The sequence below is a fragment of the Hydrogenophaga sp. genome, assembly GCF_030656115.1.
GTDB lineage: Bacteria > Pseudomonadota > Gammaproteobacteria > Burkholderiales > Burkholderiaceae_C > Hydrogenophaga.
In genome coordinates this window covers 1-10,352 of record NZ_JAUSOO010000072.1, presented here as the reverse complement: position 1 = coordinate 10,352, position 10,352 = coordinate 1, and the positions used below count along the sequence as shown (strand labels likewise).

Annotated in this window: 10 protein-coding genes and 2 pseudogenes; 6 read left to right on the top strand and 6 right to left on the bottom strand. The window is 64.4% G+C overall.

Going from position 1 to position 10,352, the window contains the following annotated elements; translation table 11 throughout:
- Window positions 1–139 (top strand): annotated as a pseudogene (locus Q7J58_RS10105) (IS630 family transposase); the annotation flags it as partial.
- 664 nt (window positions 140–803) lie between these two features.
- Here the strand turns inward: Q7J58_RS10105 and murB are convergent.
- Window positions 804–1,856: a UDP-N-acetylmuramate dehydrogenase gene (gene murB / locus Q7J58_RS10100; protein ID WP_304827064.1), complete on the bottom strand. Its 1,053-nt coding sequence runs from the start codon at window positions 1,854–1,856 to the stop codon at window positions 804–806.
- A 39-nt stretch (window positions 1,857–1,895) separates the two neighbouring features.
- Here murB and Q7J58_RS10095 point away from each other — a divergent pair, with 39 nt between their 5' ends.
- Entirely contained in the window at window positions 1,896–2,381 is a 486-nt protein-coding gene (locus Q7J58_RS10095; RefSeq protein ID WP_304827061.1) for a YajQ family cyclic di-GMP-binding protein, read from the top strand.
- A 36-nt stretch (window positions 2,382–2,417) separates the two neighbouring features.
- On the top strand, window positions 2,418–3,062 hold the full coding sequence (locus Q7J58_RS10090; RefSeq protein WP_304827057.1) for a retropepsin-like aspartic protease: 645 nt from the start codon (window positions 2,418–2,420) through the stop codon (window positions 3,060–3,062).
- Here the strand turns inward: Q7J58_RS10090 and Q7J58_RS10085 are convergent.
- From Q7J58_RS10085 to Q7J58_RS10070, 4 genes are all read right to left on the bottom strand, one after another.
- On the bottom strand, window positions 3,040–3,417 hold the full coding sequence (locus Q7J58_RS10085) for a RidA family protein (RefSeq protein WP_304827054.1): 378 nt from the start codon (window positions 3,415–3,417) through the stop codon (window positions 3,040–3,042). The genes Q7J58_RS10090 and Q7J58_RS10085 overlap by 23 nt on opposite strands.
- Window positions 3,414–4,040, bottom strand: coding sequence for a glycerol-3-phosphate 1-O-acyltransferase PlsY (gene plsY / locus Q7J58_RS10080; RefSeq protein WP_304827051.1), 627 nt, complete (start codon window positions 4,038–4,040; stop codon window positions 3,414–3,416). The genes Q7J58_RS10085 and plsY overlap by 4 nt, the downstream gene beginning before the upstream one ends.
- A gap of 61 nt (window positions 4,041–4,101) precedes the next feature.
- Window positions 4,102–4,593, bottom strand: coding sequence for an aminoacyl-tRNA deacylase (locus Q7J58_RS10075; RefSeq protein WP_304827049.1), 492 nt, complete (start codon window positions 4,591–4,593; stop codon window positions 4,102–4,104).
- A gap of 151 nt (window positions 4,594–4,744) precedes the next feature.
- Window positions 4,745–5,797 carry an aldo/keto reductase gene (locus Q7J58_RS10070; protein ID WP_304827046.1) on the bottom strand — a complete coding sequence of 351 codons (1,053 nt, stop codon included), beginning with the start codon at window positions 5,795–5,797 and terminating at the stop codon, window positions 4,745–4,747.
- A 199-nt stretch (window positions 5,798–5,996) separates the two neighbouring features.
- On the opposite strand from Q7J58_RS10070, the gene Q7J58_RS10065 reads away from it, so the two are divergent.
- The gene (locus tag Q7J58_RS10065; protein WP_304827043.1) at window positions 5,997–6,671 is read left to right on the top strand and encodes an OmpA family protein; all 675 of its coding nucleotides are present in this window, start codon (window positions 5,997–5,999) and stop codon (window positions 6,669–6,671) included.
- A 57-nt stretch (window positions 6,672–6,728) separates the two neighbouring features.
- Here the strand turns inward: Q7J58_RS10065 and Q7J58_RS10060 are convergent, their stop codons facing one another.
- On the bottom strand, window positions 6,729–8,579 hold the full coding sequence (locus Q7J58_RS10060; RefSeq protein ID WP_304827066.1) for an AMP-binding protein: 1,851 nt from the start codon (window positions 8,577–8,579) through the stop codon (window positions 6,729–6,731).
- Between the two features lie 194 nt (window positions 8,580–8,773).
- On the opposite strand from Q7J58_RS10060, the gene Q7J58_RS10055 reads away from it, so the two are divergent.
- On the top strand, window positions 8,774–9,697 hold the full coding sequence (locus Q7J58_RS10055; protein WP_304827040.1) for an alpha/beta hydrolase: 924 nt from the start codon (window positions 8,774–8,776) through the stop codon (window positions 9,695–9,697).
- Between the two features lie 188 nt (window positions 9,698–9,885).
- A pseudogene (locus Q7J58_RS10050) lies at window positions 9,886–10,352 on the top strand (PCRF domain-containing protein); the annotation flags it as partial.

The window sequence follows — 10,352 nt, the reverse complement described above, 5'->3', positions numbered from 1 at the left end:
TGCTATCGATGAGTACGTCGCTCATCACAACACCAACCCCAAGCCGTTCATCTGGACCAAGAGCGCTCGCGATATCCTGCAGAAGGTCATTCGCGCCAATCGTCACTTAAGTTCCAAAAAGAATGGAACACTGCACTAGGTATCGCTTGGTGCCCCGGACCACCTCAGGCAACCTGCGCTCGTGCTTGGCCGCGAAGGCTTGCGCCTGTTTGGCGAAGAAGTCCAGCTTGTCGTAGACCGTCTGGGGGACGACCCTCCCTCAGTCTTGCCGAACCGGTAGTACGCTGGGTCCGGCGCCGGCACGGCGCCATTCGAACAGCCAGGCCTCGGGCGGCACAAGGGCGCCCGGTCGACGAAAGGCGCCAAGAGGCGGGTCAGCTCCTCAACTACGCCAAGGTTGCTCTTGAGTGGGATGGACGCCTTGCACAGGAGGCAGTGCAAGTTCGGCAGACCCGCCCCGAACGCGCCGAGCCGGCAGTCGACGCCAGGAGCAGCACCTGCCTTGGCCCGCCGCGCGTACTTCACCGCAATCGCGGGAGGCACGCCGCAATTGGCGCAGCGCGGGTTCTTGCAGAAGTTGATTTGCAACGGCCGCTTGGCACCGCGAAAGAACGCCTATTCCGAGTCCTGCGGAATCCGCGCCTTCGGGGATGCTGGAGGCGTGATTGGAGATACCAAGAAAACTGCCCCGTCAGTCGTTGAACTTACGGGGCTGTATGCCGAATCAGGCCCTGCTTTTCAACAGTTTAGCGAGGGGCTTGGCCCGAGGGAGCGCCTTTCTTTTGCCCGCTGCAACCAGCGCGTCAGATCACCACAGGCTCAGGTTCCAGCCGGATGCCGAAGCGCTCGTACACACTGGTCTGAATGGCTTTGGCCAGCGTCATCACCTCGCCTCCGGTGGCGCCACCCCGGTTCACCAGCACCAGCGCCTGGCGCTCAAACACCCCTGCGTTGCCTACGCTTTTGCCTTTCCAGCCACAAGCGTCAATGAGCCAGCCTGCCGCCAGCTTGATGCTGCCGTCGGGCATGGGGTAGTGCACCACCTTGGGGTCGCGCGCAATGATGTCGGCGCACTGCACCTCGTTCACCGTGGGGTTTTTGAAGAAGCTGCCGGCGTTGCCAATCACGGCCGGGTCGGGCAGCTTGGCCCGGCGTATGGCCACCACCCAGTCAAATATCTGGCGTGCGTCGGGCGCTGAAACGCCGGTCTCGGCCATCTTGCGCTCCAGATCCAGGTAGCCCAGCACGGGCTTCCAGGGTTTGGGCAACCAGAACCGCACCCGCGTGATGAGTGCACGCCCGGCCAGCCCCAGGCCTTTTTCACCGGCCGGGGCGTGTTTGAACACCGAGTCACGGTAGCCAAAACCACACTGTGCGGCGTCCAGCGAGAAGGCTTTCCCGGTGTGCAGGTCGATGGCGTCCAGGGAATGAAAGCGGTCTTGCAGTTCCACACCGTAAGCGCCGATGTTTTGCACCGGCGAGGCGCCCACCGAGCCGGGGATGAGCGCCAGGTTTTCCAACCCCGGCCAGCCCTGCTCCAGCGACCAGGCCACAAAGGTGTGCCAGTTCTCACCCGCCCCGCCTTCCACCAGCCAGCCTTTGGCGGTTTCTTCCAACAGGCGGCGCCCGGCAATTTCAACCTTGAGCACCAGCGGCTTGACGTCGCCCGTGATCACCAGGTTGCTGCCGCCACCGAGCACAAACGGTGGCGCAGCGGCGGTGTCGGCAGTCCAGTCGGCACTGTCCATGAGCTGAAGCACATCAGCCTCGGTGCGCACGCGGGCCAGGCGCTGCGCGCGGGCCACGATGCCAAAGGTGTTGTAGGGCTGGAGCGCCACGTTGTTCTCGACTAACATCCTTGGATTGTCTCACCCGCACTCTCTGGAATCCTCACCATGCCCTCTTTTGATACCGTTCTCGAAGCCGATTTTGTGGAAGTGAAAAATGCCGTCGAACAGGTGGCCCGCGAAATTGGCACGCGCTTTGACTTCAAGGGCACCAGCGCCGCCGTCGAACTGAAAGACAAAGAAATCACCCTGTTCGGCGATGCCGACTTCCAGCTTCAACAGGTGGAAGAGGTGCTGCGCAACAAACTGGCCAAACGCAATGTAGACGTGCGCTTTCTGGACAAGGGCAAGGTCGAAAAGATCGGCGGCGACAAGGTCAAACAAGTCGTCAAGGTGCGCAACGGCATTGCCACTGAAGACGGCAAAAAGATTCAACAAGCCCTGAAAGCCAGCAAGCTCAAGGTGCAAGGCGCCATTCAGGGCGACGCGGTGCGCGTGACTGGCGCCAAGCGCGACGACCTGCAGGCGGCCATGAACGTGATCAAGGGCGAACTGAAAGACCTGCCGCTGTCGTTCAACAACTTCCGGGATTGAACAAGCCCGAAAACGCCACTTGGGCCAAGAAACCTCATGAACGCACGTTGGCTGTTGGCTTTGACCTCTTTGTTGGCAACCCCGTTGTCACTCGCGCAGTCGGTGGCACTCTCGGGCGTGGCGGGCAGCAAAGCGTTGTTGGTCATTGACGCCGCTGCCCCCAAGTTCATGAGTGCCGGACAGACGCACCTGGGTGTGAAGCTGGTGAATGTGGATGGCGAAACTGCGTTGGTGGAGGTGAGCGGCCAGCGCCAGACCCTGCGCGTGGGCGATGCGCCGGTGAGCGTGGGCCAACGAACCCCCGACCCAGGCGCCCAGCGCATCGTGTTGACCGCCGACAGCCAGGGCCATTTCATGCCGCCCGGCCAGATCAATGGCCGCGCCGTGCGCTTCATGGTGGACACCGGTGCCACCTTGGTCATCCTGAGCGAGTCGGACGCGAAACGCATCAACCTGAAATACGAACAGGGTCAAAAAGTGCGCGTCAGCACCGCCAACGGTGGTGCGATCGGCTACCAAGTGAAGCTGGACTCGGTGAAAGTAGGCGACGCGCAGGTCTATGCAGTCCCAGCCATCGTGCTGCCCCAGGCCATGCCCTATGTGCTGCTGGGCAACAGCTTTTTGACGCGCTTTCAAATGCAGCGGCAGAACGACCAGCTCACGCTGGAGCGGCGTTATTAGGCGTTTGCGCCGCCGTCACCACGATCTCAATCTTCCAGGCCGGATCGGCCAAAGCCGCCTGCACCGTGGCCCGCGGCGGCGCGGTGCCGGGCACCACCCAGGCGTCCCACACCGCGTTCATGGCGGCTATGTCGCTGATGTCGCTCAGGTAAATTTGCGCCCGCAGCATGCGCGACTTGTCGCTACCCGCTTCTTGCAGGCGGGTTTGCACCTGGTCCAACACGTCTTGGGTTTGGCCGGTGATGTCGGAATCACCGCGCTCGGGCACCATACCCGCCAGATACACCACACCCTGAAACACCGCCGCTTCGCTGTACCGCGCCGCCACGCCGTGGCGCACCAGTTCGTGGTTCATTTTTTCGCCCCCAGTTTGCTTTCCTTGCCGGCCAGCAGGCGGTTGATGTTTTCAGCGTGGCGCCACACCAGCAGCACCCCCATCACCGCCAGGCTCAGCACCATCACGCCCGGAGCACTCCAGGCCACGCGGTCGCCAAACAGGTAGAACGCCGGGGCAAACACCGCCGTGACGATGGAGGCGAGTGATGAGTAACGAAAGAAATACGCCACGATCACCCAGGTGAGCAGCGCAGCCAGCCCCAGCCAGGGCTGAAAACCGATGATGACGCCGGCGGCCGTGGCCACACCCTTGCCACCCTGAAAGCGGAAGAACACCGGGTACAAATGGCCCAGAAACGCAGCCAACCCCACCAGCGCCACCGTGCCATCGCCCAAACCATAGGGCTCGCCCCACCAGGCCACAGCCACCACCGGTAACCAGCCTTTCAGGGCGTCCAGCAACAGCGTCACCACGGCGGCGGCCTTGTTGCCCGAGCGCAGCACGTTGGTCGCGCCAGGGTTTTTGCTGCCGTAGGTGCGCGGGTCGTTCAGACCCATGGAGCGGCTGACCAGCACCGCAAACGACAGCGAGCCGATCAGGTAAGCGGCCACGGTGGCCAACAGGGGGTATGCGAATTCCAAAAAAACTCCTCGTGGGGTGTCGGCTGGGCGCAGCCAGCGTGGCAGCTCTTCAGCGTGGCAGCTATTCTGCCAGCGCGCAATGCACCGGCATGGCCCCCAGCGGGGCAGACAGCACCGCAGGGTGGATACCCACCAAAAAACCACGCCGGCCGCCGTTGATCCAGATCGCGGGGAGTTCCAGCACCGTGGCTTCCACCCACACCGGCATGTTGCGCTTGAGCCCAAAGGGCGACGTACCGCCCACAAAATAGCCGCTGTGCCGGTTGGCCACCTCGGGCTTGCAAGGCTCCACCGACTTGGCGCCCATCTGGCGCGCCAGGTTTTTGGTGGACACCGTGCGGTTGCCGTGCATCAGCACCGCCAGCGGGCGCGCGGCCTCGTCTTGCATGATCAGTGTCTTGATGACGGCAAACGGGTCCAGCCCCAGCACCTGCGCGCTGTGCTGCGCGCCACCGCGCTCCAGGTAGTCGTAAGGGTGTTCGGTGAACGCCACGCCATGCGCTTTGAGCCAGGCGGTGGCGGGGGTTTCAGAAATGTGGTTCTTTTTTGCCATGGACAGAGCACACGTGATTCGGAATGCAGCCGCGACGCTCACATCCGGCGCGAGCGGCATTGACCCAGGATGCGGCGGAACCGGCTCCGCCGGGCCGCTGCGCATCGCTCACTTTGAGGGGGTCGCGCGAAGCGCGGCGGGGGTGGTCCAGTCACTGCGCCGGATCGCGGCATTCCCACCGAATTTTGTCGATCTCGGCCAGCAGTTCGGGCGCGAGTTGGGTGGGCCAGGCGTCCAGGCATTCGTCGAGCTGGCTCAGCGATGTGACGCCAATGATGGTGCTGGCCACGCGCCAGTTGCGGTAGCAAAAGGCCAGCGCCAGCTGCGATGGCGTGAGGCCGTGGTCGCGGGCCAGGGTGTTGTAGCGGCGGGCAGTGGCCAGCGATTCGGGGCGGCCCCAGCGCTGTTTGCGCATGGATTCGTACAACGACATGCGGCCGGCGTCACCCACCAGGCCGGTGGCGTCGTATTTGCCGGTGAGCAAACCAAAACCCAGCGGCGAATACGCCAGCAGCGACACGCCCAGGCGGTGGCAGGTTTCGTCCAGGCCGTTTTCATAGCTGCGGTTGATGAGGCAGTACGGGTTTTGCACCGTGTCCACCCGGGGCAAACCGTGCTGTTCGGCCAGGCGCACAAACTCGTGCACACCGTAGGGGGTTTCGTTGGACAGGCCGATGGCCTTGACCTTGCCGGCCTTGACGAGTTCGGCCATGGCCTCCAGCTGCTCCAGGATGGATGCACAGGGCTTGTCTTTGCTCGGGTCGAAGGTCAGCGCACCGAAGGCAGGCATGTTGCGCGCCGGCCAGTGGATCTGGTAGAGGTCGATCGCGTCGGTCTGCAGGCGGCGCAGGCTGCCTTCACACGCGTTGATGATTTCGGCCTTGGTCACGCCAGAGTTTTCACCCCGGATCCAGGGCATGCCGCGTGAGGGCCCGGCCACCTTGGTGGCCAACACCAGCTTGTCGCGCGCACCGGGTGTTTTGGCAAACCAGTTGCCCAGAATGGTTTCGGTGGCGCCGCAGGTTTCGGCCCGGGCCGGTACCGAATACATCTCGGCGGCGTCCAGAAAGTTGACGCCCCGTTCGAGTGAACGGTCCAGAATGCTGTGGGCGTCGGCTTCGTTCACTTGCTCGCCAAAGGTCATCGTGCCCAGACAAATGGGCGTTACCTGCAGCGTACTGGAGCCAAGGGGGACAGTTTTCATGAAAGGATTTGTAAGTAAATTTGTAAGTCAGGGTAGGAAGCGTTGGTAAATCACGCGGACAGGGTATAAGTTTAGGTGGCATTGCCGCAGCAGGTGGGTCACGACTGCAACATCCACGCCATCAGCTTGTGCGGATGGCAGCGCAACCACAGCAGCACCCGTGCGGCAATTTTTCGCAACAACCCAAGGAGCACTGAACATGCAACACAACAAAACCCCAATGCCCCGCGCCATCACCACCGCCGTCCTCGTGGCCGCCATCACCCTCACCGGCTGCGCCAACATGACGCAAACCCAGCAAGACAGCGCCAAGGGCGCCGCCATTGGCGCCGCCGCTGGCGCTCTGCTGGGCGTGGCCACCGGCGGCTCCAAGCGGGCTGGCACGGGCGCTGTCATCGGCGCGGGCGCGGGCGCACTGGGCGGCTACATCTGGTCCCAGAAAATGCAGGAACAGAAAGCCGCGATGGAGAGGGCCACCGTCGGCACCGGCGTGGGCGTGACCCAGACCGCTGACAACCGGCTGAAGCTGGACATTCCGGCCGACATCTCGTTTGACGTGGGCCGCTCGACCGTCAAGTCGAATCTGGCCGGTGTGCTCAACCAGTTCGCCAGCACCCTCAACGCCAACCCGGTGACCACCGTGGTCATCGTCGGCCACACCGACAGCACCGGCAGCGACGCGGTGAACAACCCGCTGTCGCTGGACCGCGCCAACAGCGCCCGCGACTACCTGATTGCCCGTTGCGTGGGCGTGGCCCGTTTCAGCACCGAAGGCCGTGGCTCGCGCGAACCCGTGGCCGACAACAGCACGGCTGAAGGCCGTGCCAAGAACCGCCGTGTGGAAATCTACGTGGCCGAGCCCGCCGCGAAGTAAGCCACCCGCCATGGGGGAATCGCCCCCGTGGCTTTGAGCCAGCACAGGGACGCGCCGTCAGGCCCGTCCCTGTTGTGCTTGGTAGCGCTGCTCTTCTTGCAACCTTAGCACCCGGCGCTGGACCTTGCCGGTGGTGGTCATGGGCAAGGCGTCTACAAATTCAATCTCTTTCGGGTATTCGTAAGGCGCCAGTTTGCCCTTCACATGGGCCTGGAGTTCGGCCGTCAAGCGCTGCTCAAAAGCGGCGTCACCCGCCACTCGCCCGGGCTGGGCGGCCAGGTATTCCTGCGCCAGCACCACATAGGCTTTCACCACCGCGCCGCGTTCGGCATCGGGCTTGGGCACCGCTGCGGCGTTGGCCACGGCCGGGTGTTTCACCAGGCAGTTTTCAATTTCGCTGGGACCAATGCGGTAGCCCGCCGCTTTGAACACATCGTCGGCGCGGCCTTGGTACCAGAGGTAGCCGTCGGCATCGCGCACCGCCATATCGCCGGTGCGGCACCAGCTGTTGGCGGGGTCGCCGGTGAATTTGGCGCGGGTGGAGGCTTCGTTCTTCCAGTAGCCCAAAAAGAAAATCGGGTCGGGCTGGCCATGCACATCGAGCCGGTGCACCGCCACATCGCCCGGCACACCCACCGGGCACTCGTTGCCCTCGTCGTCGATCACCGCCACCCGGTGCCCGGGGTAGCCTTTGCCCATGCTGCCGGCGCGTGCGGGCCACCCGAACCCGCCGCCGGGCCGCCCCAAGGTGGGTTCAGCCCCCTCGGGGGGCAGCGAACCACACGCAGTGGGGAGCGTGGGGGTCCCAACCCAGCCGCCGGGCCGCCCCAAGGCGGGTTCAACCCCCTCGGGGGGCAGCGAACCACACGCAGTGGGGAGCGTGGGGGCCCATTGCATTGCGCAGTTGCCCACGATGTAGTTGATCTCGGTCTGGCCAAACATTTCATTCACCGTCACGCCCAGTTGCTGCTGACAGTAGGCAAACACCGCGTCGCCCACCGCCTCGCCCGCGCTCATCAGGCCTTGCAGTTGCAGGCGGTAATGGTCTTGCGGTGTGGGAAAGGCTTTCATCATGGCCTTGAGCGCGGTGGGGAACAGAAAGCTGTGTGTGACCTGGTGGCGCTGCAGCAGTTCAAACGCGGTTTGCGGGCTGAAGCGGCCGTTGTAGCCGACGATGGGGCGGCCAAAGTACAGCGTGGGCAACAGCGCGTCCATCAAGCCGCCGGTCCAGGCCCAGTCGGCCGGGGACCAGAACACGGCTTGTGAGGGCTTGGCCGCGTCCGACGGGTCGAAGCCAAACCAGTTCTGACTGCACACAAAACCGGTCAGGTTGCCAATGAGCGCGCGGTGTGGAATGAGGGCTCCCTTGGGGTTGCCGGTGGTGCCGCTGGTGTAGATGAGCACGGCGGCTTCGTCGGCCAGGGTGGACACCAGACGAAATTTGGCCGGTTGCTGGGCCAGCACCGCCGCCCAGTCCAGCGCCGCACCGCGCTGCGCCTGCGCATCCACCGCCATCACGGTGTGCAGCAACGGGCAGTGGGCGCTCACCGCCTGCACGGCGGCCAGGGTGCTGGCATCGCAAATGGCGGCCACGGCTTCGCTGTCTTGCAAACGGAATTCCAGCGCTTCGGGCCCAAACAGCTGCGACAGCGGCATGCCCACCGCGCCCATTTGCAGCACGGCCATGTAGGCCACGGCGGTCTCGAAGCGCTGCGGCATGACGATGGCCACCCGGTCGCCACGCTGCACGCCCAGCGCCATCAGCGCGTTGGACAAGCGGTTGGCCTGGTCTTGCAGTTCGGCGTAGCTGTGGTGGCGGTCGGGCTGGTCAGGGGCGCAGGCGATCACCGCTGTTTGCGCGGCGTGGGCGGGGTTGACGGCCCAGCGGCGGGCGCATACCTCGGCCATGTTGAAGCGCTCGGGCACCTGCCAGCGGAACTGGCTGTGCAGGGCTTCGTAGCCATCCCCAGCGGCTGCGGTTGCGGTTGCGGCTGCACTCTTGCGAGCGGTTGCGCGTGCTGCGCTTTTGCGTGGGGCGGTCTTGTCTCGGCGTTGACTCGGGCGCATGGCCTGTCTCCATCTCGTTCTTTATGATGGGCTGAATGTACCAAGCCCTGAAAGCCTCGCGCAGCGAGTTTGTCCCGATTCGCAACCTGAACTACCACGTGCGCGTCTGGGGCGAGCCCGACCTGGCCCGCGCTCCGCTGGTGCTGGTGCATGGCTGGATGGACGTGGCCGCCTCATGGCAGTTCATGGTGGACGCGCTGGAGCAAGAGCGGTGGATCGTTGCGCCCGACTGGCGGGGTTTCGGCCTCACCCGCGCAACAGGCCCGGCGCCCGACAGCTACTGGTTCCCCGATTACCTGGCCGACCTGGATGCCCTGCTCGACCACTACGCCCCCGACCAAGCGGTGGATCTGGTGGGGCACAGCATGGGCGGCAATGTGGTGATGGTGTACGCGGGGGCTCGGCCACAGCGTATTCGCCGCCTGGTGAACCTGGAAGGCTTTGGCATGCCCGCCACCCGGCCCGCCCAGGCGCCCGGGCGCTGCGCACAATGGATGGACGAAGTGAAAGCGCTGCACCGGGGCGAACAGGCGTTGAAAGCCTACGACTCGCCCGACGCGGTGGCCCGCCGCCTCATGAAAACCAACCCGCGCCTGGCGCAAGACAAAGCCGACTGGCTGGCCCGCCAGTGGGCTGCCCCCAACGCCCAGGGGCAGTGGGAGATTCTGGGCGATGCCGCCCACAAGGTGGTGAGCGCCTACCTCTATCGGGTGGACGAGGCGCTGGAAATGCACCGCCGCATCACCGCGCCGGTGCTGTCCGTCACGGCCAGCGACGACAGCCTGAGCCAGTGGTGGAAAGGCCGCTTCACCCTGGCCGAGCACCACGAGCGCCTGCGCGCCGTGCCGCATCTGGACAACGCGGTGGTGAACGACGCGGGCCACATGCTGCACCACGACCAGCCCCGGGTGTTGGCGCAAATCATTGAGGATTTTTTGGCCCGTCCCGACCTGGACTGACCCCTCCAGGCGCACCGCTCTCCAGCGGACCCATCCGCATGGCAGCCTGCCCACCACGCGGCCTTGGACCTGCGGCTGGTCAGACGTGAGAAAATCGCGGTTTCGGCCCGACCCCACCCGCGCGCGCTGCGCTGGGTGGCGCAACAGCAGCCGCCCCCTTGTCAGAACACCGCACCAAAGGATCCCCCATGGAAGCCGAACGCAGCAACGCCATCCGCAGCCAACTTGAAGACCTGACCACCCGCGTGGTCGAGCTCCGGAGGTATCTTTGACTACGATGCCAAAGCATCGAAACTGAAAGAAGTCGAGTCGGCGCTGGAAGACCCCACCGTCTGGAACGACCCCAAACGTGCCCAAGACCTGGGCCGCGAGAAAAAATCGCTGGAAGACGTGGTGCTGGTGCTGGACCGCCTGACCAACGAATTGGCCGACAACACCGAGCTGTTCGAGATGTCCAGCGAAGACGGTGACACCGCTGGCTTGATCACCATCGAAGGCGAAGCCGCCAAGGTGGCCGCCGAGGTGGAAAAGCTCGAATTCCGCCGCATGTTCAGCAACCCGGCCGATCCGTTGAACTGTTTTCTGGACATCCAGGCTGGCGCCGGTGGTACCGAAGCCTGCGACTGGGCCAGCATGCTGCTGCGCCAGTACCTGC